Here is a 24,484-nt window from a genome sequence, read left to right as displayed (position 1 = left end):
ATCTACAGGATATTTTCTCACTTGCCTGTGCCCGCGACACATGACACTTGGGCAACTAAGTATGTAGGGTGGGCACGCTTTTGTGCCCACGCGGAAGCGCTACAGCGTGGGCACAAAAGCGTGCCCACCCTACTTCTTGGCAAGCCATGCGCGATAGTGTCACCTTTATCCACAGAGAAGCCTGAAGAACCATAAATTCAGACTATGCCTTATCAGCTTTACCCGCGGCATTGGCCAGCTTGCTCAGCATCTGATCCAGCAGCCACGGTTTGCGGTCCTGGTCTTCCGCCAACTCCTTGCGGCGGATAGCGTTGCGCACCACCAGCGAACCGAGATAGCGCACCGGCTCGGGCGGGAACTGTCCGCGCGGGCCTGCCGCCAGGGGGCTGCGGCTCCAGTCGTTGTCGAGGCCCAGCACCAGCGAGGACAGCAGTTGGCCGCCCATGTAGCTGGGGCCGACGCCGTTGCCAGAGTAGCCGAAGCCATAAAACACGTTCGGCATGTCGTTGAGACGCCCGAAAAACGGGAAGCCGGTGACCGAACGGTCCGATGGTCCGTTCCAGCTGGCGGTGATCGGCACGCCGGCCAGTGCCGGGAAAAACTCGTGCAGGCTTTGCTTGAGCTGCTGCTCGTAAGGCGAACGCTGGTCGAATACCGGCAGGATGCGGCCGCGCCAGGCGAAGGTGTTGCCGCCCTTGCCGAGCATCAGGCGGCCGTCTTCGGTAGTGCGGTAGTAGAACACGAAGGTGCGCGAATCCAGCACCGAGACGCCGTCGCTGAGACCGATGCGCTGCAGCAGCTCCGGACATTTTTCGGTAATCACCATGTCGCTGGAAACCACCGCCAGGGTACGTTCGAACTGCGGAAAGCGGCTGGCCATCCAGGCATTGATGGCCAGCACCATCTTGCCGGCCTGCAGGCTGCCGGCCGGAGTCTGCAGCGTGACAGTGGCGCCCGGCGTGAACGACAGCATCGGCGTTCTTTCGTAAATCCGTATGCCCATTTGCATGGCGACGCGGCGCAGGCCGCGCACCAGCTTGCCCGGATGGACGGTGGCCGCCATCGGTGAAAATACGCCGGAAAGATTGCGCGCCGAACCGGAACGGCGCTGCACTTCCGCATCCGGTAGCGAATGATAGGAACTGATGCCATGGCGCTGCAGCTCGTCCAGCACCGGATCCAGCACGCCCTGCTGGGCTCTGGTGGTGGCGGTGTAGAGCGTGCCGTCCTGGCGGAACTCGGCGTTGATCTTGTGTTCGCGGCAGAAATTGCCGATATGCTCGACCACGGCTTCCGACGCCTTCACCAGCCTGATCGCTTCGGTCTCGCCGAACAGCCGCCGCAAGGTGAAGAATTTGGTCGACCAGGTCAGCAGGCAGCCGCCGTTGCGGCCGCTGGCGCCGGCGCCGCACAGGTCGCTTTCGATAATGGCGATGTCCAGCGCCGAATTCTGCTGCTTCAGCTGGATCGCGGTCCACAAGCCGGTAAAGCCGCCGCCGACAATCGCGACATCGGCTTTTTGCTGACCTTGCAGGGCGGGAGCCAGTTCACCGTCGGCGAAGAGTGCATCTTCCAACCAGAATGGGCGCATGGGTATCTATCCTAGATAATCAAAAATGAATGCCGTCTCAACGACCCGACTACGCGTCCCGGTCTAGGCGACCCCGACATTCCCGCGAACGCGGGAATGACGGAGATGTTAGAGCAAACCATGCGAGCCCAATGTACAGCTAGACAACAACCTGGAGAAATGCTGTAGATCCGGCGTCGGCATGCCGGCCACCTTGGCCTGGTCGTCCCACAGGCGCAGGCGGACAGCATCGGCAGCGTAGGGGCGGGCGATGAACTGCGCTGCATCTGCGGCGGAAAACACGCCGCCCTGCAATTCCAGGCTGCGCTTGGAATCTTCAGACAAGCGTCCCCAATAGGCGGCGTCGGTCGCACACAGATAGCGCTTGGCGTCCACATGCAGGCGGACCGGCTCCAGCACCGCCGGACCGAACAGGCCGCGCAGGTAAGGAATGGCGAAGTACTGGTGAGTGTCGTCAACGCCGCGCGCCGAGGGTGTCTCGCCCTGCGGATTCAGCAGATGGCCGAGATCGTGCAGCAAGGCGGCGCATACCAGCTCTGGCGTGGCGCCGGCCTGCTCGGCCAGGGTCGCCGATTGCAGGGCATGCTCTAGCTGGTTGACCGGTTCGCCACTGTACATCTCGTGGCCGCCTTGTTCAAACAGATCGCAGATCTGGACAACGGTCAGCATGTGGGACTCTCAGTCAGTTCCATGGCAAGGAATAGGTTTTGGTATTGCAGAAGCTCTTCATCGCCTCTTGCACGCCTTCCTTGTAACCCAGGCCAGAATCCTTGATGCCGCCGAACGGCGTCAGCTCCAGCCGGTAGCCGGGGACTTCACGGACATTGATGCTGCCGACTTCCAGTTCGCGAACGAAGCGCGTGATGTAATCGAGGCGGTTGGTGCAGACCGAAGACGACAAGCCATAAGGGGTCGAATTCGAGATGCGGATGGCGTCGGCGATATCGGTGCAACGGATCACCGGCGACACCGGCCCGAAAGTCTCTTCCGCCACCAGCTGGCAATCCGCCGGGACGTGATCCAGCACGGTCGGCGAATACACTGCGCCGTCGCGCTGGTTGCCGAACAGGAGCTTGGCGCCGCGTTGGCAGGCGTCGTTCACTTTCGCTTCAAAGGCGCTGGCGGAACGAGCATCGATCACGGTGCCCATGTCGTTCTGTAGGTCCATCGGATTGCCGTACTTGACTGCTTTGGTCTTGCGCACCAGCAGGTCGACGAATTCATCGGCCACTGCCTGATGCACGATCATGCGCTTGATCGCCGTGCAACGCTGGCCGGAGTTTTTATAGGAGCCGGATACGGCCAGCGTGGCGGCTTCTTCCAAGTCAGCGTCTTCCATCACGATGATCGGGTCGTTGCCGCCCAGTTCCAGCACCTGGCGCTTGTAGACGGCTTTGCCGGCAATGTATTTGCCGATCGGTACGCCGCCGGTAAATGTCACCAGGTCAACATCCGGATTGATCAGCATCTCGTCGGCGATTTCGGCCGGATCGCCGGTCACTACCGAGAACATCTCCGGCGGCAAGCCGGCTTCGTACAGGATATCTGCCAGCAGCAAGGCCGACAGCGGCGTCTTCTCGGTCGGCTTGAGCACCATGCGATTGTTGGTGGCAATCGATGGCGCAACCTTGTGCGCGACCTGGTTGAGCGGATGGTTGAACGGCGTGATGGCCGAGATGGCGCCCAGCAACGGCTCTTTCAGGGTGTACACCTTGCGTTGCTTGCCGTGCGGCGTCAGGTCGCAGGAAAACACCTGGCCGTCATCCACCAGCGCCTGGTTGGCGGCGAACACAAACACATCGCAGGCGCGGCCGACTTCATACAGGCTGTCTTTCTTGCACAAGCCGGCTTCCGCCGTGATCAGGTCGGAAATCGCATCGGTATTGGCGCGCAGCAGTTCGGCGGCGCGCAGCATGATGCGCGAACGCTCGAAGCGTGTCAGCGGTGAGCGGAACGCGCGGGCCGCCTTGAAGGCATGGCGGATATCGTCGACCGTGGCTTTCGGTACCGAACCGACCAGTGCGCCATTGAAAGGATTGCGGATTTCTATGCGGCGCGGGTTGCCGACCAGCTTGCCGGCAATCCGCATATCTTGATGTAAAGGTTCGCCCTGCTTCAGCTTGCTCAGTTCGGTCAGCATCATGTCCTCGAATGGTTCGATGGTTGAAATCTGTTGCGGTCGCCTAGCGCGCGTAATTTATAAGGCGTGATTCATGGCCAGGAAGAACACATCGAAATTGCGCAGCCGGTGATCGGCCGGAATCGCGCTCAGCTTGCGGTTGAACATCAACGGCACCCGCTGTTCCGAGATGCCGCCGTGCGAACGCAGCGGCAGCTTCAGTTCGGACAGGTCGTGACGGCTGGCGGCGGTACCGATCACGGTCAGGCGCTCGCTCACCACTACCAGGTCGCCGATGCGATCAGGCGGCAGTTCAAAGCGCTCGGCCGCCTGGGCACGCGTCAGCACCAGTTCGATGCCGGGAATTGCGCGAATCTTGTCGGCGATATCAGCGACATCGGCAGCGGCCGGCAAATATACCGTGGCGTAGGAACCGAGCGCGCCGTGGTGCACCACGTAAGGATCGGTGATCGGCAAGATGACGCGGGTCTTTTCGACGCCGACCTTGGCATCCAGCACATCCTGCAGATAGATTACGTTCGGCTTGCCGGCGCTGTCGGTCTTGGCGTTCATGCCGTGGTCGGCGGTCAGGCCGATCACCGCGCCTAGCGCATCGAGCTGGGTCAGGTAGTGGTCCATCATGGCGTAGAAGGCATTGGCGCCTGGCGTGCCCGGCGCGTACTTGTGCTGGATGTAATCGGTGGTGGAGAGATACATGATGTCGGGCCGTTCGCTGGCCAGCAGCTTGACGCCGGCGGCGAATACAAACTCGGACAGTTCAGCGCTGTACACAGACGGCAAAGGCATGCCGACCCGCTGCAGCAGATTGTCGATACCGTTCTGCTCCAGCGTAGCCTGGTCGGCCTTTTCCGCCGAGAAGCAGATGCCGCGCATCTTGTGGCCCAGCAGGCCGCGCAGCTTGTCCTTGGCGGTGATTACCGCCACCTTGGCGCCGGCATCGGCGAAGGTGGCCAGGATGGTGGCGGCGCGCAGGTACTTGGCGTCGTTCATCATCACTTCCTGTTTTGTTTCCAGGTCGTAGAAGTAGTTGCCGCAGATGCCGTGCACCGCCGGCGGCACGCCGGTCACGATCGACAGGTTGTTCGGATTGGTGAAACTAGGCACCACGCAGTCGGCGCTCAGCACCGTGCCCTGCTCGGTCATTTTCTTCAGGAACGGCGCGACGCCGGCCTGGATCGCCTGGTTGATGTATTCCTGTTCGCAGCCATCGACGCAGACAACCACCAGCGGTTGCTGCATTGCTGGATAGCTACGGCCATTGACGTTGAAAGAGCCGCTGAGAGTTTTGGTAGTGGACATGTGCTTGCCTTCGCTGTGAGCCTGACGGACTGCTTATTCGGACTTGCCAATCTTGCTTATTTCAAGGTGATCTGTTCGGCCGCGGCGGCCATTTTTTCCTGCGCCTTGTGCATGCGGTTGCGGCCGGCCACGGCGTGTTCGCGCATGATGTCGCCGGCGGCTTGCGCATCGCCCGCTGCGATGGCGTCGACGATCTGGTGATGCTCTGTGGTGGACGTCGGCAGGCTGCCTTTTTGCGCCAGCGCCGAGCGGCGGAACAGGTTGAGTTCGTTGACCAGGCGGCGGTAGGTATGCAGCAGTTTTTTGTTGGCGGTGAACTGCACCAGCGCATCGTGGAAAGCCAGGTTCAGTTTCAGGTAGCCGTCGACGTCGCCCAGGGACACCATGCCATCCATGCGCTCCAGCAGCGTGCGCAGTTCCTGCACCTGGGCCGGCTTGATGATGGCGGCCAGCTTGCGGCCGATCAGTTCATCCAGCGCTGCCCGCACTTCATAGATCTCGTCGGCTTCTTCGACCGAGATCTGGCGCACGAAGACGCCGCAGTTTTTTTCCTGCTGCACCAGCCCGGCCTCTTCCAGCGCGCGGAACGCTTCGCGCACCGGGCCGCGCGAGACGCCCAGCATTTCCGCCAGCGACACTTCATTGAGCTTGTCGCCGGCGACCAGGTCGCCGGCCAGGATCATGCGCTCCAGTTCTTTCTGCACCAATGAAGGCAGCGAGTTTTTCTGGACCAGGGCGATGGTGTTCATTGTGCGGTTAGTTGTCATGGCATTTCTTTTTTTTCGAGTTGGTGATTGCACTTTAATTCAACAACGTGTAGATTGTCAACAAAATACATAAAACATGATGCAATAAAAAGCGGCGGACAGAAAAGCTGATGCGCATGGCAGCGGCTAACCCCGCAGGCGGCTGGGTTTCAATATTTGCAACGGTGGACGATTTGCTCAACATCTGAGGAGATGAGAATGAAACAGCAATTTGCACGAATCCTGCGCGCCAGCGCAGCAGCCGGGGCCAGCGCTGCCCTGCTCGGCGTCGGCTTCATGCTGGCGACCGGCAGCAGCCATGCCCAGACCAAAACCGCGCTGCTGGTGTATACCGCGCTGGAAACCGACGCCATGAAGCAGTACAAGGATGGTTTCGAAAAAGCCAACCCGACGGTGGAAATCCGCTGGGTGCGCGATTCGACCGGCGTGGTCACCGCCAAATTGTTAGCTGAAAAGAACAATCCGCAGGCCGACGTGGTGGTCGGCCTCGCCGCCACCAGCCTGGCGCTGCTGGGCCAGGAAGGCATGCTGCTGCCGTATGAACCGAGCGGCATGAAAGAACTGAATCCGGCCTATGTCGACACGGCGCGGCCGCCGACCTGGGTCGGCATGGACGTCTGGGGCGCCACCGTCTGCTTCAATACCGTCGAAGCCAAGAAACTCAACTTGCCCAAGCCGACCAGCTGGGAAGACTTGGCCAAACCGGTCTACAAGGGCCAGATCGTCATGCCGCATCCGGCTTCCAGCGGCACCGGCTACCTGGACGTCACCGCCTGGCTGCAAATGTTCGGCGAAGCCAAGGGCTGGCAGTACATGGACGCCCTGCACCAGAACATCGCCCAATATACCCACTCCGGCTCCAAGCCTTGCACCATGGCTGGCACCGGCGAATTCCCGATCGGTATTTCGTTCGAGTTCCGCGGCCATCAGGTCAAGCGCAGCGGCGCTCCGGTTGAACTGATTTTTCCGAAAGAAGGCCTGGGCTGGGATGTGGAAGCCAGCGGCATCATGAAGGGCACCAAGAACCTGGCAGCTGCCAAGAAGCTGGTGGACTGGATGAGCAGCAAGGAAGCCAACCAGATCAGCGCCAACTGGTGGGCCATCGTCGCCTATCCCGGCATCGCCAAGAAGGTGGAAGGAATTCCGGACGATTACGAAAAGCTGCTGATCAAACCTAACGACTTCAACTGGTCCGCCAAGAACCGCGAACGCATCCTGGCGGAATGGGGCACGCGTTACAACTCCAAAGCGGAAAAGAAGTAACCGTACAAGCCACGAGCCATCCGGAGAATAGCCATGATGCCGCAGCAGAATCCTTGTTCAACTAGCCAGCCGTATCTGACGCTGGAAAATATTTCGAAGTCGTTCGGCAGTTTCCAGGCCCTGCGCGACATCAACCTGAGCGTCGCCGAAGGGGAGTTCGTCTGCTTCCTCGGGCCATCCGGCTGCGGCAAGACGACTTTGCTGCGCATCATCGCCGGCCTCGAAAGCCAGGACCGGGGCCGCCTCGTCCAGGGCGGCAAGGATATCTCCTGGCTGGCGCCGATCAAGCGCGACTACGGCATCGTGTTCCAGTCCTACGCATTGTTTCCCAACCTGACCATCGCCGACAATGTCGCCTACGGCCTGGTGAATCGGGGCCAGAGCCGCAGTGCCAGCGCAGCGCGAGTACAGGAGCTGCTGGCGCTGGCGGGGTTGCCGACCAGCGGCAACAAATATCCGGGGCAATTGTCCGGTGGTCAGCAACAACGCATCGCGCTGGTGCGGGCGCTGGCTACCTCGCCCGGCTTGCTATTGCTGGATGAGCCGCTGTCGGCGCTGGATGCGCTGGAGCGGGTGCGGCTGCGCAGTGAAATCCGCCAGCTGCAGCAGCGGCTGGGCGTGACCACCATCATGGTCACCCACGACCAGGAAGAAGCGCTGACCATGGCCGACCGCATCGTGGTGATGAACCACGGCGTCATCGAACAATGCGGCAAGCCGCAGGATATCTATCTGCAACCGGGCTCGCCGTTTGTGGCGTCGTTTGTCGGTAAAGTCAACATCCTGCGCGGAACTTCGCTGGGCGATGGCCGCTTCCGCATCGGCCAGCTGGATTTCCATTGCGAATCGCGCGTTGACCATATCGCGGCGGGGGAACCGGTCAAGGTGTATCTGCGGCCGGAAGACTTCGTCGCCCGCGACGTCGAACAGCGCACCCGCAACCATGCCATGGCGGAAGTAAAGAAAATCGAATTCCTGGGCGCCTTCAGCTATCTGACGGTGCTGCTGGAAGGGATGGAACAGCAGCCAGTGGTGGCGTCGATGTCACTCAACCTGCTGAAAGAACTGGGCCTGGGGGTCGGCAGCAAACTGCGCTATGGCTTGCTGCCGGAGCGCATCCGCGTGTATCCGGATGATGCTCCATGCCAGACGGTGGCGGCATGAGCAGGCCGGCCAGCACGCTAGGCGCGATGCCGCTGCCGGCCACGGCGCACACGGCCGCCGCCGGCCGCCAGCAAAGCCACTGGCACGACCGCATCGCCCATGGCTTGCTGCTGCTGGTGTGCGCCGGGCTGGCGGTGTTCCTGCTGATGCCGGTGCTGACGATCCTGGTCCAGAGCGTGCAAGACAAGGACGGTGCTTTCGTCGGCCTGCGCCAGTTCACCGAATACATGGCGACCCCGGCCCTGCGGCAATCGGTGTTCAACACCTTGCTGGTGGCGGTGTCGGTAACGCTGCTGGTGATCCCGGCGGCCTTCACTTTCGCCTATGCGCTGACGCGCAGCATGATGCCGTTCAAACGCTTCTTCCGCACCCTGTCGCTGATCCCTATCCTGGCGCCGTCGCTGCTGGCGGCGATATCATTCATCCAGTGGTTCGGCACCCAGGGCGTACTCAAGGGCCTGCTGGGCGGCGCTTCCATCTACGGCCCGATCGGCATCATCATCAGCGAATGCTACGCCGTGTTTCCGCACGCACTGATGATCTTGATTACCGCACTGTCGCTGGCTGACGGCCGCCTGTACGAAGTGGCGGAATCGCTGGGCACCAGCCGCCTGCGCAAATTCCACACCATCACCCTGCCCGGCGCCAAATACGGCCTGATCAGCGCGGCGCTGGTGGTGTTCACGTTTACCGTCAACGACTTCGGCGTGCCGAAAGTCATCGGCGGCGATTTCAACGTGCTGGCCATCGATGTCTACCAGCTAGTAATCGGCCAGCAGAATTTCAACAAGGGCGCAGTGGTGAGCTTGCTGCTGCTATTGCCGGCGCTGATGGCGTTCGCCGTCGATTTCACCATACGCCGCAAGCTGCAGTCGCAGCTGTCGGCGCGCGCGGTGCCGTTCGTGCCGAAGCCGCACCGCATGTTCGACAGCCTGATGTTCTGCTATTGCGCCACGGTCTGCCTGTTGCTCCTGGCAGTGCTCGGCATGGCGGTCTATACCTCCTTCATCAAGCTGTGGCCCTACAACCTGACGCTGGTGTGGGACCATTACTATTTCGGCCTGGTCCAGGACGGCATCCTGGAATCCTATTTCAACAGCCTGCGCCTGGCTGCCTATGTAGTCGCCAGCGGCATCGTGCTGATTTTCGGCAGCGCCTACCTGGTGGAAAAGACGCGCGGCATGGATGCCGCCCGGCCTGTCATCCGCCTGCTGGCGATGCTGCCGATGGGCGTGCCCGGCCTGGTGCTGGGCCTGGGCTACATCATGTTTTTCAACCATCCGGCCAATCCGCTCGGCTTCCTGTATGGCAGCATGGCGATCCTGGTCTTGTCGACCGTGGTGCACTATTTCACCTCCAGCTACCTGACCGCCGTCACGGCCCTGAAGGCGATCGACAACGAGTTCGAAGCGGTATCGGCCTCGCTCAAGGTGCCCTTCTACAAGACCTTCATGCGGGTCACGGTGCCGGTCTGCCTGCCGGCGATCCTGGATATCGGCCGCTACCTGTTCATCAACGCCATGACTACCATCTCGGCCGTGGTGTTCCTGTATTCGCCCGATACCACCCTGGCGTCGGTGGCGCTGCTGAATCTGGAAGCCGAAGGCAAGATCGGCCCGGCGGCGGCGATGGGCACGCTGATCGTACTGACCTCGGCGATCGTCTGCCTGCTGTACGCGCTGGCGACCCGCGTGCTGCTGAAGAAGGCGCAGCGCTGGCGCCGCTGCTGAACCGTTTGACTACCTGACCAACATCTGTATCAATATCTGCACCAGACCAAAGGAAATATCATGAGCCTGCAAAGCCGCGACCCGATTCTTCTGACCCCCGGACCATTGACCACTTCGCTCGCCACCAAGAGCGCCATGCTGCAGGACTGGGGCTCTTGGGATGCCTCGTTCAACGCCATCACCGGCAAGGTGCGCCAGCAACTGCTGGACATCGCCAACGCCCATGAAACCCACGTGTGCGTGCCAATGCAAGGCAGCGGTACCTTTTCGATAGAAGCGGCGATCAACACCCTGCTTCCGCGCAACGGCCATATGCTGGTGCTGATCAACGGCGCCTACGGCAAGCGCATGGCGAAAATCGTCGAAATGATGGGGCGCCAGGTTTCGGTGTTTGAAACCGCGGACGATGTGCCGACCACCGGCGCCGACGTCGAACGGATCTTGAGCAACGACCGCAGCATCACCCACATCGGCGTGATCCATTGCGAAACCAGCACCGGTATCCTCAACCCGCTGGCGGAGATCGCCGCCGTAGCGGCGGCGCACAAGAAGAGCCTGATCATCGACGCCATGAGTTCCTTTGGCGCGCTGGCCATCGATGCCGCCACGATGCCGTTCGACGCCCTGATCGCCGCCAGCGGCAAATGCATCGAAGGGCCGCCGGGCATGGGCTTTGTCATCGTGCGCAAGTCCGTACTGGAAAAATCGGCCGGCAACTCGCGCTCGCTGTCGCTCGACCTGCACGATCAGTGGGCCTACATGGAAAAGACCACGCAATGGCGCTTCACCCCGCCGACGCATATCGTGGTGGCCTTCCATCAAGCCTTGAACCAGTTCTTTGCCGAAGGCGGCCAAGCGGCGCGGCTGGCGCGCTATACGAAAAACTACGAAACCTTGATGGCCGGCATGCGCGAGCTGGGGCTGATCCAATTTCTGCCGGCAAAAATCCAGGCGCCGATCATCGTGACGATGCATGCGCCGAACAGCGCCAATTATGAGTTCAAGGAGTTTTACAACAAGGTGCGCGACAAGGGTTTCATCCTCTATCCGGGCAAGCTGACCCAGGCAGAGACTTTCCGCGTCGGCTGCATAGGCGCGATCGGCGCGGAAGAAATGCAGCAGGCAGTACACGCCATCGGCGACACGCTGCGTGAAATGGGCATCAAGACCAGGAATGCAAATAATTCTTGATAGGTTCGGCGTGGAGCCTTGTGCGCCTCACTCCGTCATTCCCGCGAACGCGGGAATCCAAATTGCTTAATATGGTAGTGAAAATGGATTCCCGCGTTCGCGGGAATGACCGGGACGCGTAGTCGGGGTCGCCTAGATGGGGCCGACGAGGCAGGGGCACACAGACTGCAACACTGTCAGGCGCAGCCGTGGCCGCCGGCGGCCTTGGCGGTCATCGACAGATCGCGCCCGGCCTCGCGGCCGTGGCCGGCCGCATCCAGGCGTTGCAAATAATCTTCCCACATGGCTTCCTGGTCGCGCCCAAGCTTGTACAGATAGGCCCAGGTAAAAATGCCGCTGACGTGGCCGTCGGAAAAAGTTGGCTTGACGGCGTAATTGCCGACCGGCTCGAGCGCCGCCATTTCGACATTGCGCTTGCCGGTCTGCAGCACTTCCTGGCCGGGACCGTGGCCGCTGACTTCGGCCGAAGGCGAATACACGCGCATCAGTTCAAACGGCAGCAAAAACACCGCGCCGTCATCGAAGGCGACTTCCAGCTTGCACGATTGCTTGTGCACTACGAATGACACCGGCGCAGGCGCCGGGGCTGATTGCTTGGAACCGGTCATTGGAGTTGCCCGTAAATAGAATTAAAACTGTTCAGAAATGGCGGAACGCAATGCCCCCAGCAATGCCTGCCGTTGCGCCAGCGTGGCCGGCGAGGGCTGCCTTTGCGCTTCGGCCCACACCGGACTAGGGAAATGGGCGTCGTCCGCGTAGCGTGGAATCACGTGCCAATGCAGATGCGGCGTCATGTTGCCGAGGCTGGCCAGGTTGATCTTTTCCGGCTGCATCACGGCACGCACGATAGATTCAACCTTGCAGACCGCAGCCATCAAGGTGCTGCGGTCGACCACCGGCAGATCGGTCATTTCCTTCATGTGATCGTTCCAGATCACGCGGCAGAATCCCGGATACTGCGCATCCTCGACCAGCACCACGCGAAATTTTTCGGCGCGGTGGAGTACTTCCCCACCATCGCCGTTACACAGTTCGCAATCAGCTGCATGCATTGTCATGGTCACACCAGGATCCGTTCAATGCCGCCGTTGTTGGCGCGGGCAACGTAATCCGGCAACCAATTCTCACCCAGCAGGTGACGCGCCATTTCCACCACGATGTAATCTGCAGTGGTGCCGGAATCGTCGTTATAGCGCGACAAACCCTGCAGGCAGGACGGGCAGGACGTGAGGATCTTGACGTCGCCGCCGAAACCGTCGGCGCGCAGCTTGTCCGCTCCCTTGTTCATTTCCTCTTCCTTGCGGAAGCGCACCTGGGTCGAGACATCCGGACGGCTGACGCCGAAAGTGCCTGACTCGCCGCAGCAGCGCTCGTTCTTTTCGATCTTGGCGCCGTTGTCGGTGGTTATCAGCGCATTGACCGTCTTCATCGGATCCTGCAGCTTCATTGGGCTGTGGCAGGGGTCGTGATACATGTAGCGCGTACCGCTGACTCCTTCCAGCTTGAGATTTTTCTCCAGCAGGTATTCATGGATATCGATGATGCGGCAGCCCGGGAAGATCTTGTCGAACTGGTAGCCCTGCAGTTGATCGTAGCAAGTGCCGCAGGAAACGATCACGGTCTTGATGTCGAGATAGTTCAGGGTATTCGCCATGCGATGGAACAGCACGCGGTTATCGGTGATGATCTTCTCGGCCTTGTCGAAATCGCCCGAGCCGCGCTGCGGATAACCACAGCACAGGTAACCCGGCGGCAGCACGGTTTGAACACCGACCTGCCACAACATGGCTTGCGTGGCCAGGCCGACCTGTGAGAACAGCCGCTCGGAACCGCAGCCAGGGAAATAAAACACGGCTTCGGTATCGGCGGTGGTGCTCTTCGGATCGCGGATGATCGGCACGATCTTGTCGTCTTCGATATCCAGCAAGGCGCGCGCGGTCTTCTTCGGCAGGTTGCCCGGCATCTTCTTGTTGATGAAGTGGATCACCTGTTCCTTGATCGGCGCCTTGCCGACCGTGGCCGGCGGTTTCTTGGTCTGCTTCTTGGCGAACTTCTTCAAGATGTCGTTGCCCAGGCGCTGCGCCTTGAACCCCCAGTCAGTCATGACCTTGCGCGTCATGTTGATGGTGGCCGGATCGGTCGCATTCAGGAAGAACATGGCTGCCGTGGTACCGGGATTGAACGATTTCTTGTTCATCTTGCGCAGCAGGTTGCGCATGTTCATCGAGACGTCGCCGAAATCGATATCGACCGGGCATGGCGTCACGCACTTGTGGCAGACCGTGCAATGGTCGGCCACGTCTTCGAATTCTTCCCAGTGCTTGATGGAGATCCCGCGCCGGGTCTGCTCTTCGTACAGGAAAGCTTCCACCAGCAGCGAAGTGGCCAGGATCTTGTTGCGCGGCGAGTACAGCAAGTTGGCGCGCGGCACGTGGGTGGCGCACACCGGTTTGCATTTGCCGCAGCGCAGACAATCCTTGACGCTGTTAGCGATGGCGCCGATATCGCTTTGCTGCATGATCAGCGATTCGTGGCCCATCAGGCCGAACGACGGCGTATAGGCGTTGCTCAGGTCAGCCTCAAAACCTGGCAGGTTGAGCAGCTTGCCCTTGTTGAAGCGGCCTTCCGGATCAACCCGCAGCTTGTAGCTGCGGAAATCCTTGATTTCGTCTTCGGTCAGAAACTCCAGCTTGGTGATGCCGATGCCGTGCTCACCCGAAATCACGCCGTCCAGCGAACGCGCCAGGGTCATGATGCGCGCTACCGCGGCGTGCGCATCCTGCAGCATTTCGTAGTGATCGGAATTGACCGGCAGGTTGGTATGAACATTACCGTCGCCGGCATGCATGTGCAGGGCGACGAACACGCGGCCGCGCAACACGCGCTTGTGCACCGCGCTGCATTCGTCGAGGATCAGCTTGAAGGAAGCGCCGTTGAAAATCTGGCGCAGCAGCGCCCGCACTTCCTGTTTCCAGGAGATGCGGATGGTGCGGTCCTGCACAACATCGAACACGGTCGCGTCCGGTTGCTGCAGCAGGCGCTGCTCGAACACGAGGTCGAGCTTTTCCAGGCCCAGTGCGCTCAGTTCGTCTTTCGCATCCTTGAGCGGCTTGTCCAGATTCGCCAGCAGATAAGTCCAACGCGCCTGCACTTCGGCCAGCAGCAGCTCGGCCTGGTGTACGCGGTCTTCGAGGATTTCGGCGGCGGGAATATCGTCGCCGTCGGCGTCGTCGCCCTTGCCCAGCGGCAGATTGCCCTTGAGCAGGAACGCGAGCAGCTCATCCAGCAGCTGCAGCTTGTTCTTGGCCGACAGCTCGATATTGATGCGCTCGATGCCGTCGGTGTATTCGCCCATGCGGTTGAGCGGAATCACCACGTCTTCATTGATCTTGAAGGCGTTGGTATGCTTGGCGATGGCGGCCGTGCGGGCGCGGTCCAGCCAGAATTTCTTGCGCGCTTCCGGGCTCACCGCGACGAAACCTTCGCCGACCCGATTGTTGGCCATGCGCACCACTTCCGAAGCCGCTTGCGCTACCGCGTTTTCATCGTCGCCGACGATGTCGCCGAACAAAGCCATTTTCGGCAATACGCCGCGCTTGGATTTGGTGGTGTAGCCGACTGCGCGCAGGTAGCGCTCGTCCAGATGCTCGAGGCCGGCCAGGATTGCGCCACCCTTTTTGGTTTCGGCATCGAGGAAATCCTTGATCTCGACGATCGACGGGATCGCATCGCGCGCCTGGCCGAAGAATTCCAGGCAGACGGTGCGCGTGTACTTAGGCATCTTGTGCAGAATCCAGCGCCCGGAGGTGATCAGGCCATCGCAGCCCTCTTTCTGGATCCCCGGCAAACCCGCCAGGAATTTATCGGTAACGTCCTTGCCCAGGCCTTCCTTGCGGAATACACGGCCGGCGATTTCCAGGATTTCGGTCTTGAACGGCTTCTCGCTCGGGCGGCCCTTTTCGGCCGGGTGGCGCCATTCCAGCTGGAAGCGCGCCAGCGGCGTGTCATGGATCTTGCCGAGGTTGTGGTCCAGGCGCGTGACATCCAGCCAGTCGCCGTTCGGATCGACCATGCGCCAGCTGGCCAGGTTATCCAGCGCGGTGCCCCATAGCACGGCTTTCTTGCCGCCTGCGTTCATGGCGATGTTGCCGCCGACGCAGGACGCTTCAGCCGAGGTCGGATCGACCGCGAACACGAAGCCAGCCTTTTCAGCAGCGTCGGAGACGCGCTTGGTAACTACCCCGGCGCCGGAATAAATCGTTGCGTATTCCTTGTCGAGTCCTGGCAGCACGGCCATTTCGACTGCGCCCAGCTGCTCCAGCTTTTCGGTGTTGATGACGGCCGACAAAGGCGTCAGCGGAATTGCGCCGCCGGTGTAGCCGGTGCCGCCGCCGCGCGGAATGATGGTCAGGCCGAGTTCGATGCAGCCCTTGACCAGGCCAGCCATTTCATCTTCGCTGTCCGGCGTGAGGACTACGAAGGGATACTCGACGCGCCAGTCGGTGGCGTCGGTCACGTGCGAAACACGCGACAGGCCGTCGAACTTGATGTTGTCCTTGGCGGTATAGCGGCCCAGGATCTTGTTGGTGCGCTTGCGCAGGTCGTAGGTCTGGCGGAATTCGTCGGAGAAGGCGGCAATCGCCTTGCGGGCCGCTGCCAGCAGCGCTTCGACATTCTCACTGCGCTTCTTGGCTTCTTCGTCGTTGACGGCGTCGCCGCTGTCGGCCTGATCGGTGACGATACGACGCTTGTCGACCTCGCCGAGGCGATGATGCAACGCATCAATCAAAGCCTGGCGACGCTTCGGATTGTCCAGCATGTCATCTTGCAAATACGGATTGCGGCGTACTACCCAGATATCGCCCAGCACTTCATACAGCATGCGGGCGGAACGGCCGGTCTGGCGTTTGCCGCGCAGTTCGTCAAGCAGGCGCCAGGACGCTTCGCCCAGCAGCCTGATTACGATCTCGCGATCGGAAAACGAGGTGTAGTTATAAGGGATTTCGCGCAATCGCGTAGGGGTGGCGCCTTGTGGCGCATCTGACAATAATGCCTGGATTTTGACTGGGGCGTTCATTGATCTTGAGAAGTTGGCTGCAGCTGCTGAATCAGCATTTTAGCCGATTGCGCTCATTCGCGACGGCAAGCTGGGGATTTGTGCAGTGCAAGGAACAGACTACAACATTCGGTTGACTTATAGCCTATTCATATGGAATTAATTAATATAATCAATTTCTGTATTTTGATAGATTTTGACTACAATTAGGTTATCGCCACCACTTTCAGGAGCCCCTCATGTTCAGCCAGATCATCAGCGAAATACTGGAAAACATTTCCTTCACATTGGCTGACTACGGCCAGTGCAAAGGCTGATCCATTACCTAGTTGGGAGCAATGTCATGACACCAGTCTCTTTATCCAAAAGAAATCCTTACTTCGGCCTGTCCTACCTGCTGCGCAACCGCGCCTGGCCCTTGCGCATGCTGCCTTACGCAATCCTGCTGCTGATTACGCCGGCGATGTTCTGGGCGGGATTGTCCGCCCTCTGATTCAGACTTGCAGTTCGGTCATCACGGTCGCGACCACTTCTTGCCGCCGCATTACCTGGGTTTCAAACACATAATGCGACAGGTAGGTGGAGGCCGTGATGCAACTGGTATGGAAAGACAGCGGTTCCGAAGCGGGCACCAGCTGGTGAGCCACCAGGTCGCATCTGACGACGGTGTAGCTGGCCTCTTTGTCGAGGATGTAATGCAGCAGCCTGCTGGTGGTCTGCGCCACCGTGTGGACGATGATGGCGACCGGCCAGGCCGGGTAGTCGAGGAAATGGCCGGCGCAGCGGGCCGGCGCCAGCGCTGTGCTGTGGGCCACCAGCGCATGGCCGACGGCGGCCTCGAATTCCAGCTGCACCGATTGCCGATAGGGGGAGTGCTGAGCCAGCGGCGCCGAGGGCACCCGGTAATCCTTGAACAGGCGCAGGAACACCTGCTCCGACAGCGCCTGGTATTCGCAATACAGATGGGCAAACGGCTTTTCCGCCGAAATGATGGCTTGTGCCGTCAGCGAACGCCGGTCCTGGCTCAGCACTTCCGCCGTCGCCTGGTAACAGCAGCCCGGTTCACGCGGGGCGACGTCATGCAGCTTGCTGTAGCGCGCCTTGGTCGCCAGATAATAGATCTGCGGTGCAGCTTGCCAGGCGACCGCGGCGCAGGAACCGAGAATTGCCAGGTGGCGGCCGATTTCCGCGGAAGCCACCGGTCCGTTTTCAAAACCTAAAGGCTGTTCCGACGCAAACGTTCCTTGGACAATCCGATGCGGTATGCCGCGCAATTCCGTAAATGCAAAATACGGCGCCTGCACGGCGATGCGCTCGCAAATCTCCCTGATGTCCAGTTTGTTCATAGCATTCTCTCCTCGAATGGCTTTCGATTTCAAAGAAGCATGCAAACCAGTATTGATATTTCCACATGGAAATATATCGTAGTGCGGCGCAAAAATCCACGGCTTATTTACGCCTTAAGCCAGCCAGCCCGCGACTTCGCGCCAGAAGCCGTCCGGCACGTTCAGCAATAGCCAGACCACCAGGATGTAGCGCAGGAATTTGCCGATCGCCATGTACATGACCGAAGGCCAAAACGGCAGCTTGAGCCAGCCACCCAGGGTGCAAATCGGATCGCCGATGCCCGGCACCCAGGCCAGCAGCATGGTTTTGGCACCGTAGCGCTCCAGCCAGGCGAACCAGCTGCTGCCGCGTTCGCGCGCGAACGCCTGCTTGGCGCCGTAACCCATCCAGTAATCGACCACGCCGCCCAGGGTATTACCCAGCGTGGCGACGAAAATCACCGGCCAGAACAACGCGCCGTTGGCCTTGATCACGGCAAACACCGCCGGTTCCGAGCCCAGCGGCAACAGGGTGGCGGCAACAAAACTGATGATGAAGACGGAAGTCAGGCCGACGGTGGGCACGGCCAACGTCTTGAGCAGCCATAAAACGGCGGATTCGATCATGAGAAGCAATTCATAAAAACGGCAGATCGGCACGCACGGCGGCTCGGAATGAGGCTGATTGCGGTGCGGCCGAGAAAACCTGGTGGCGCTTAAAAAGCCCTCCATTATAATGACCGGCTGTTTCCCGCTGCTTAGACCTACCACTGACTAACGACATGACCACAGACTATTTGCAAAAAATCCTCACCGCCCGCGTCTACGACGTCGCGGTCGAAACCCCGCTTGAACTGGCGACAACGCTCTCGCAGCGTATTGAAAACCAGATTTATTTCAAGCGCGAGGATATGCAAAGCGTGTTCAGCTTCAAATTGCGCGGCGCCTACAACAAGGCCGCCAGCCTGACGCCGGCGCAGCTCAAGCGTGGCATCATCTGTGCCTCGGCCGGCAACCATGCCCAGGGCCTGGCGCAATCCGCCGCCAAGCTGGGCTGCCGCGCGGTCATCGTGATGCCGAAAACCACGCCGCAGATCAAGATCGACGGTGTCAAGGCGCGCGGCGGCGAAGTGGTCTTGTTCGGCGACTCCTATACAGATGCCTACAACCATGCATTGACGCTGGAGAAAAAGCTCAAGCTGACCTTCGTCCACCCTTTCGACGACCCTTACGTGATCGCCGGCCAAGGCACCATCGGCATGGAAATCCTGCGCCAGCACTCCGGCCCTATCCATGCCATCTTCGTGCCGATCGGCGGCGGCGGCCTGATCGCCGGCATCGCTGCCTATGTCAAGGCGGTGCGGCCGGAGATCAAGATCATCGGCGTGCAGACCACCGATTCCGACGCCATGGCGCGCAGCCTGAAGGCCGGCCGTCGCGTGACGCTGCCGGATGTCGGCCTGTTTGCCGACGGCACCGCGGTCAAGCTGGTGGGCGAAGAGACGTTCCGCCTGGCGCGCCTGTATGTGGATGAAGTGATCCTGGTCGATACCGACGCGGTCTGCACCGCCATCAAGGATGTGTTCCAGGATACCCGCAGCATCCTGGAACCATCAGGCGCGCTGGCGGTAGCCGGCGCCAAAGCGTATGTCGAACGCAGCAAAGGCACGCGCAAGCCGATCAAGGACCAGACCCTGGTCACGATTGCTTCCGGCGCCAACATGAATTTCGACCGTTTGCGCTTTGTCGCGGAAATGGCCGATATCGGACAGTTGCGCGAAGCCGTGTTCGCCGTCGCCATCCCCGAGCAGCGCGGCAGCTTCCGCCGTTTCTGCGAGCAGGTCGGCCCGCGCAACGTTACTGAATTCAACTACCGCATCAGCGATGAAAAAACCGCCCACGTGTTTGTCGGCGTGCAGACTTCGAGCCGCGAAGAAGCCACCCGGATAGCCAAGAACTTCGAGAAGCACGGCTTCGATACGCTTGACCTGACCCACGATGAACTGGCCAAGGTCCACGTGCGCCACCTGGTGGGCGGCAAGAGCGCGCTGGCGCAAGACGAACTGCTGTACCGCTTTGAATTCCCAGAGCGTCCGGGCGCGCTGATGCGCTTCCTGAATTCGATGGCGCCCAACTGGAATATCAGCCTGTTCCATTACCGCAGCCAGGGCGGCGACGTCGGCCGCATCCTGGTCGGCCTGCAGGTGCCGAAAAAGGAAATGAAAGCGTTCCGCACTTTCCTCGCCAGCCTCGGCTACCGCTACTGGGATGAAAGCAGCAATCCGGTCTATAAGCTGTTCCTCGGCTAAGCTGCCCTACCCGCTTGCGGCGCCTGCGCCGCAAGCGGGCAGCTGTTTCCTGATAAACGCAAATAGGTGCAAATATCGGCAAATATCGGCAATTAAGCGGCACATATCAGGGACATCATGCTTATCTGGCAAAATACTGCTTTTAAGTACAAGCAGAAGCCATGACCATACCCAATACGCCCGACGCCTCGCCGCTCGGCAAACCCGCCGCCTACCAGACGCAGTACCAGCCTTCGCTACTGTTCCCGATCGCCCGCCAGGGCAAGCGGGACGAAATCGGCGTCAGCGGCACCCTGCCGTTTTTCGGCGTCGATATCTGGAATGCGTACGAAGTGTCCTGGCTCAATGCGCGCGGCAAGCCGCAGGTTGCCATCGCCACGTTTACCGTGCCGGCCGATTCTCCGAATATCGTCGAGTCGAAATCCTTCAAGCTCTACCTGAATTCCTTCAATCAAACCAAACTGGCGGACACAGATGCCTTGCTGCAACTGTTGCGCAAGGACCTGTCGGCCGGCTTCGGCGCGACTGTGCACGTGACGCTGGCCACCGCGGACGCTTTTGCCGAGCAAAAAATCCAGGAGCCGCAAGGCTTGCTGCTGGACCGGCTGGATATCGAAGTCGACGAATACCAGCCGAATCCGTCGCTGCTGAAGGCGGACCCGAATCAGGTTATCATTGAGGAAACATTGGTTTCTCATCTGCTCAAGTCGAACTGCCTGGTGACCGGCCAGCCGGACTGGGGCAGCGTGCAGATCCACTATGTCGGCCCGGCCATCGACCAGGAAAGCCTGTTGCGCTACCTGATCAGCTTCCGCGACCATAACGAATTCCACGAACAATGCGTAGAACGCATTTTTATGGACATCATGCGCAACTGTGCGCCGCAAAAATTGTCTGTCTATGCACGTTATACCCGTCGCGGCGGTCTGGACATCAATCCCTGGCGCAGCAACTTTTCCACCGCGCAACCGCCTTTAAATTGGCGCCAGGCAAGGCAGTAACACACAATTCGTTACATTTGTAGCAAAAAGACAGCACTTAGGCACATAAATGCGCATTAAATTAGCGGGGATATTGACGCGTTGTCACTACACGTCTACCGTACCACCTCGCTGCAAAGGACTCTATTTTTTATGACAATTTTTTCTCGCTTCACCGCCGTCAAAAGGACAGCAATATTCTCCGGCATGACTGCAATCGCCGCCGTGTACGCCCCGGCCCACGCTCAGGAAACCCCGGACACCACCGGCTGGTTCAGCAAAACCCTCAGCCAGACCGGGGACCGGTTGAGCAACATCGCCAACAATGGCGATATGGAAGTGTATCTGTCGGGCTACGCCTATCATGGCCGCCATACGTATACCGAAGAAAAGATCCGCGAGCTGAATGAAAAGGCCTGGGGCCTGGGCGGCGGCCGCACTATCCGTAACGCCGACGGCAATGACGAATCGCTGTACCTGTTCGCCATCCGCGACTCTCACTTCAAGCCGCAGATCATGGCCGGCTATGCTTATGAATGGATCTGGAACGTGCCCAAGACGCCAGTCGAAGTCGGCGCCGGCTATACCGCCATGCTGATGAGCCGCCAGGATTACTTCGGCGGCTTCCCGTTTCCGATCGCGCTGCCGGTCGTGTCGCTGGGCGTCAAGGGCGCCAAGCTGATGGGTTCTTATGTGCCGCGCCTGTCCCAGAACAAGGGCAATGGCGACGTCTGGCTGATCTTCGCGCGCTTTGAAGTTAAGTAAAACACCACACTATTCAGCGATAAGCATCACCGCAAGTTGATGTTGTTGGCTGGAATCAAGTCTATAATTCGGGTTGGGTGTCGCCAATAGAACGCTATCGGCGCCGTAAGGGCGCCATGCACACCGTAGCCTGAATCGCGCCGGTTTGTGCCGGTTCAGGCCAGAGCGGGGGAGGCGTTGTAGTAAAATCTGCGCTCACGCAAGTAAAGAGCCGCAGCCCAACCCCGAATCTGGCATGTCCTAGACATGCTGCGAGGTTTTTAGCCATGGCGGCTCTGAGACACAACCATCCATACTGGACCGCACACCAATTTGTATTATGACTAATCTTGCAAAAATCCTGCCCGCACAAAATGTGGCGCTGGATCTGGAAGTCTCCAGTAAAAAACGCGCTTTCGAACAAGCCGGCTTACTATTCGAAAACAACTGCGGCATTGCCCGCTCTACCGTCTCCGACAACCTGTTCGCACGCGAACGCCTGGGTTCTACCGGCCTGGGCCACGGCGTCGCCGTGCCGCACGGCCGGGTAAAGGGCTTGAAAGCGCCGCTGGCGGCATTCGTCCGCCTGGCCGAGCCGATTCCATTCGAATCGCCGGACGGCGAGCCGGTCAGCCTGCTGGTTTTCCTGCTGATTCCAGACAACGTCACCCAGCAGCACCTGGAAATCCTGTCGGAAATCGCGGAAATGTTTTCCAGCGACGCCTTCCGCCAGATCCTGGCCAGCGATCCCGATCCGGCCTCGGTGCATGCCCACATCGTCGCCTGGCAGCCCATGGGCACGGAAAATGCGACATAATTGACATGAGGGCAACCGCCCGCCTAATTACCATGTCAGATGCCAACCATGCCCGCTTCCACGCCCCTCTCGATCCAGCAACTGTATGACGAAAACCGCGAGTCGCTGCAACTAGGCTGGTTTGCCGGCTTCCCCGGCGGCGAGCGCCTGATTTCCGGCGACGCCGCTTCGGCCGCCGACCAGGTCGGCCACTTGAACCTGATCCATCCGGGCCGGATCCAGGTTTTCGGCCATCAGGAAACCGAGTACTACCAGCGCCTCTCGGCCACTTCGCGGGTCTACCAGACCGCCGAACTGGTGGCCGGCGCCCCGCCCGCATTCATCATTGCACAAGGATTGGCGACGCCGCCGGACATCCTTGAAATCTGCGACGAAAAAAATATCCCGCTGTTTTCCACGCCGCTGCCCGCCGCCCAGGTGATCGATTACCTGCGCGTGTACCTGTCAAAAAAACTGGCGCAGCGCATCACCATGCACGGTGTGTTCATGGATGTACTGGGCGTCGGCGTGCTGATCACCGGCGAATCCGGCCTCGGCAAAAGCGAGCTGGGCCTGGAACTGATTTCGCGCAGCCACGGCCTGGTGGCGGACGATGCGGTCGAGTTCGCGCGCATCGCGCCGAACATGATCGAAGGACGCTGCCCGCACCTGCTGCAAAACCTGCTGGAAGTGCGCGGCCTCGGCCTACTCGACATCAAGACCATCTTTGGCGAAACCGCGGTGCGGCGCAAGATGCGCCTCAAGCTGATCGTCCATCTGGTGCGGCGCGCGACGCTGGAAGAAAACTACGAACGGCTGCCGCTCGACGCCCATACCCAGGAAGTGCTGGGGCTGGCGATTCGCAAGGTCATCATCCCGGTGGCCGCCGGCCGCAACATCGCGGTGCTGCTGGAAGCCGCGGTGCGCAATACCATACTGCAGCTGCGCGGCATCGACACTCTCAAGGATTTCATCGCCCGGCAGCGGATTGCGATGGATAGCGACAGTGATCTGTAGGGTGGGCACAGGTGCCCACCCTACGCTACTAGACAGAAAGTACATAAGGATACAAAACCTTGTGTGCCCTTGGCGCAGGATTTTCCGCAGTCACATATAAAATACGGGCAGCAGATCTGGCGCTGAAGCGCTCCTCACAGGAGCGTTTCTTGCTTATGGAATTCCTTGCACGCCCTTTCCAAAGCGGGCACTCCCTGAAACAAACGCGACTTACGGTATCATTCTCCTATGCGCATTATTCTTATCACTGGCATCTCCGGCTCCGGTAAATCAGTCGCTCTTCGAGTACTCGAAGACGCGGGGTATTTTTGCGTCGACAACCTGCCGCCGGTTTTACTGCGCGAGCTGGTCGCCGCGCGCCAGCATGAAGGAGCGCAGATGCTGGCTGTGGCCACCGACGCTCGCAGCGCCGATTCGCTGGCCGGCTTGCCGAGCGACATCAAGCAACTGAGGGCCGAAGGACACGACGTCAAGGTATTTTTCCTGACGGCGCAGACCGAATCCCTGATCGCCCGTTTTTCCGAGACCCGGCGCAGCCATCCGTTGTCGCACCGGCTGCGTCCCGGCCAGAATCCGAGCGACCGCCTGACTCTGACCGAATGCATCCAGATCGAGCGCGAAATGCTGGTCGAGATCGAAGCCATCGGTCATACCATCGACACTTCCGACATGAGCGCCAACCGCCTGCGCAGCTGGATCAAGGAGCTGGTCGATACCGAACCGGCGCCGCTGACCCTGCTGTTCGAATCGTTCGCCTTCAAGCGCGGCGTGCCGCTGGATGCCGACCTGGTGTTCGATGTGCGCATGCTGCCAAATCCGCATTACGACATCAAGCTGCGGCCGCTGACCGGACGCGACCAGCCGGTGATCGACTTCCTGGAAGGATTGCCCAAGGTCAGCGATCTGCTGGGCGATATCCGCAACTTTGTCGAAAAATGGCTACCGGAGTTCAAGGACGATAACCGCAGCTACCTCACGGTTGCCATCGGCTGCACCGGCGGCCAGCATCGTTCCGTCTACATGGTGGAACAGCTGGCGGAATATTTCCAGGTGTCTGAACGCGTAGTGCGGCGCCATCGTGAACTGACCAAGCGCGCCGGCGATCATTAGTC

At 60.1% G+C, this 24,484-nt stretch carries 21 protein-coding genes; 11 read left to right on the top strand and 10 right to left on the bottom strand.

What is annotated here, in order from left to right:
* Positions 1 to 202 precede the first annotated feature (202 nt).
* From CPter91_RS03510 to CPter91_RS03490, 5 genes are all read right to left on the bottom strand, one after another.
* Entirely contained in the window at positions 203 to 1,591 is a 1,389-nt protein-coding gene (locus CPter91_RS03510; protein ID WP_061936987.1) for an FAD-dependent oxidoreductase, read from the bottom strand.
* A gap of 108 nt (positions 1,592 to 1,699) precedes the next feature.
* Positions 1,700 to 2,260 (bottom strand): phosphonate degradation HD-domain oxygenase, encoded by a 561-nt coding sequence (locus CPter91_RS03505; RefSeq protein WP_061936984.1) that lies wholly within the window; start codon positions 2,258 to 2,260, stop codon positions 1,700 to 1,702.
* Positions 2,261 to 2,273: 13 nt separating this feature from the next.
* On the bottom strand, positions 2,274 to 3,731 hold the full coding sequence (gene phnY, locus CPter91_RS03500; RefSeq protein WP_061945809.1) for a phosphonoacetaldehyde dehydrogenase: 1,458 nt from the start codon (positions 3,729 to 3,731) through the stop codon (positions 2,274 to 2,276).
* Positions 3,732 to 3,788: 57 nt separating this feature from the next.
* On the bottom strand, positions 3,789 to 5,030 hold the full coding sequence (phnA, locus tag CPter91_RS03495; RefSeq protein ID WP_061936981.1) for a phosphonoacetate hydrolase: 1,242 nt from the start codon (positions 5,028 to 5,030) through the stop codon (positions 3,789 to 3,791).
* A 56-nt stretch (positions 5,031 to 5,086) separates the two neighbouring features.
* Positions 5,087 to 5,797 carry a phosphonate utilization associated transcriptional regulator gene (locus CPter91_RS03490; protein WP_061936978.1) on the bottom strand — a complete coding sequence of 237 codons (711 nt, stop codon included), beginning with the start codon at positions 5,795 to 5,797 and terminating at the stop codon, positions 5,087 to 5,089.
* Positions 5,798 to 5,995: 198 nt separating this feature from the next.
* On the opposite strand from CPter91_RS03490, the gene CPter91_RS03485 reads away from it, so the two are divergent.
* The 4 genes from CPter91_RS03485 to CPter91_RS03470 are packed head-to-tail and all read left to right on the top strand — an operon-like array spanning position 5,996 to position 11,145.
* Positions 5,996 to 7,060: a putative 2-aminoethylphosphonate ABC transporter substrate-binding protein gene (locus CPter91_RS03485; protein WP_061936975.1), complete on the top strand. Its 1,065-nt coding sequence runs from the start codon at positions 5,996 to 5,998 to the stop codon at positions 7,058 to 7,060.
* 36 nt (positions 7,061 to 7,096) lie between these two features.
* On the top strand, positions 7,097 to 8,224 hold the full coding sequence (locus tag CPter91_RS03480; protein WP_061945804.1) for a putative 2-aminoethylphosphonate ABC transporter ATP-binding protein: 1,128 nt from the start codon (positions 7,097 to 7,099) through the stop codon (positions 8,222 to 8,224).
* Between the two features lie 26 nt (positions 8,225 to 8,250).
* Positions 8,251 to 9,954, top strand: coding sequence for a putative 2-aminoethylphosphonate ABC transporter permease subunit (locus CPter91_RS03475; protein ID WP_061945806.1), 1,704 nt, complete (start codon positions 8,251 to 8,253; stop codon positions 9,952 to 9,954).
* A 60-nt stretch (positions 9,955 to 10,014) separates the two neighbouring features.
* Positions 10,015 to 11,145 (top strand): 2-aminoethylphosphonate--pyruvate transaminase, encoded by a 1,131-nt coding sequence (locus CPter91_RS03470; RefSeq protein WP_061936972.1) that lies wholly within the window; start codon positions 10,015 to 10,017, stop codon positions 11,143 to 11,145.
* A gap of 176 nt (positions 11,146 to 11,321) precedes the next feature.
* Here CPter91_RS03470 and CPter91_RS03465 read toward each other — a convergent pair whose 3' ends face one another.
* From CPter91_RS03465 to CPter91_RS03455, 3 genes are read right to left on the bottom strand one after another with little or no spacing between them, the layout of a single operon-like run.
* On the bottom strand, positions 11,322 to 11,753 hold the full coding sequence (locus CPter91_RS03465; protein WP_061936968.1) for a gamma-butyrobetaine hydroxylase family protein: 432 nt from the start codon (positions 11,751 to 11,753) through the stop codon (positions 11,322 to 11,324).
* A 21-nt stretch (positions 11,754 to 11,774) separates the two neighbouring features.
* On the bottom strand, positions 11,775 to 12,203 hold the full coding sequence (locus CPter91_RS03460; protein WP_082792579.1) for an HIT family protein: 429 nt from the start codon (positions 12,201 to 12,203) through the stop codon (positions 11,775 to 11,777).
* A 2-nt stretch (positions 12,204 to 12,205) separates the two neighbouring features.
* Entirely contained in the window at positions 12,206 to 16,222 is a 4,017-nt protein-coding gene (locus CPter91_RS03455) for a DUF3683 domain-containing protein (RefSeq protein WP_061936965.1), read from the bottom strand.
* A 322-nt stretch (positions 16,223 to 16,544) separates the two neighbouring features.
* On the opposite strand from CPter91_RS03455, the gene CPter91_RS26840 reads away from it, so the two are divergent.
* Positions 16,545 to 16,694, top strand: a complete 150-nt coding sequence (locus CPter91_RS26840; RefSeq protein WP_156479878.1) for a hypothetical protein — start codon at positions 16,545 to 16,547, stop codon at positions 16,692 to 16,694.
* Between the two features lies 1 nt (position 16,695).
* Here the strand turns inward: CPter91_RS26840 and CPter91_RS03450 are convergent, their stop codons facing one another.
* The gene (locus CPter91_RS03450; RefSeq protein ID WP_061936962.1) at positions 16,696 to 17,547 is read right to left on the bottom strand and encodes a hypothetical protein; all 852 of its coding nucleotides are present in this window, start codon (positions 17,545 to 17,547) and stop codon (positions 16,696 to 16,698) included.
* A 114-nt stretch (positions 17,548 to 17,661) separates the two neighbouring features.
* Positions 17,662 to 18,153, bottom strand: coding sequence for a YqaA family protein (locus CPter91_RS03445; RefSeq protein ID WP_061936959.1), 492 nt, complete (start codon positions 18,151 to 18,153; stop codon positions 17,662 to 17,664).
* Between the two features lie 155 nt (positions 18,154 to 18,308).
* Between CPter91_RS03445 and ilvA the strand changes: the two genes are divergently transcribed.
* The 6 genes from ilvA to rapZ all read left to right on the top strand — a co-directional run bounded on the left by ilvA (position 18,309) and on the right by rapZ (position 24,482).
* Entirely contained in the window at positions 18,309 to 19,835 is a 1,527-nt protein-coding gene (gene ilvA, locus CPter91_RS03440) for a threonine ammonia-lyase, biosynthetic (protein WP_061936956.1), read from the top strand.
* Positions 19,836 to 19,996: 161 nt separating this feature from the next.
* Positions 19,997 to 20,836: an NADPH-dependent 7-cyano-7-deazaguanine reductase QueF gene (queF, locus tag CPter91_RS03435; protein WP_061936953.1), complete on the top strand. Its 840-nt coding sequence runs from the start codon at positions 19,997 to 19,999 to the stop codon at positions 20,834 to 20,836.
* Between the two features lie 186 nt (positions 20,837 to 21,022).
* Positions 21,023 to 21,580, top strand: coding sequence for a hypothetical protein (locus CPter91_RS03430; protein WP_231880033.1), 558 nt, complete (start codon positions 21,023 to 21,025; stop codon positions 21,578 to 21,580).
* 319 nt (positions 21,581 to 21,899) lie between these two features.
* Complete coding sequence (locus CPter91_RS03425) at positions 21,900 to 22,376, top strand: PTS sugar transporter subunit IIA (RefSeq protein ID WP_061936947.1); 477 nt, start codon at positions 21,900 to 21,902, stop codon at positions 22,374 to 22,376.
* Between the two features lie 48 nt (positions 22,377 to 22,424).
* Positions 22,425 to 23,372: an HPr(Ser) kinase/phosphatase gene (hprK, locus tag CPter91_RS03420; RefSeq protein WP_038485268.1), complete on the top strand. Its 948-nt coding sequence runs from the start codon at positions 22,425 to 22,427 to the stop codon at positions 23,370 to 23,372.
* Positions 23,373 to 23,600: 228 nt separating this feature from the next.
* A complete protein-coding gene (rapZ, locus tag CPter91_RS03415; RefSeq protein WP_061936944.1) occupies positions 23,601 to 24,482 on the top strand; it encodes an RNase adapter RapZ in 882 nt (293 codons plus the stop codon).
* The last annotated feature ends 2 nt before the right edge of the window (positions 24,483 to 24,484 follow it).

Origin of the sequence: Collimonas pratensis (genome assembly GCF_001584185.1) — a bacterium.
GTDB classification, from domain to species: domain Bacteria; phylum Pseudomonadota; class Gammaproteobacteria; order Burkholderiales; family Burkholderiaceae_D; genus Collimonas; species Collimonas pratensis.
This window is presented reverse-complemented; position numbering and strand designations above follow the sequence as displayed.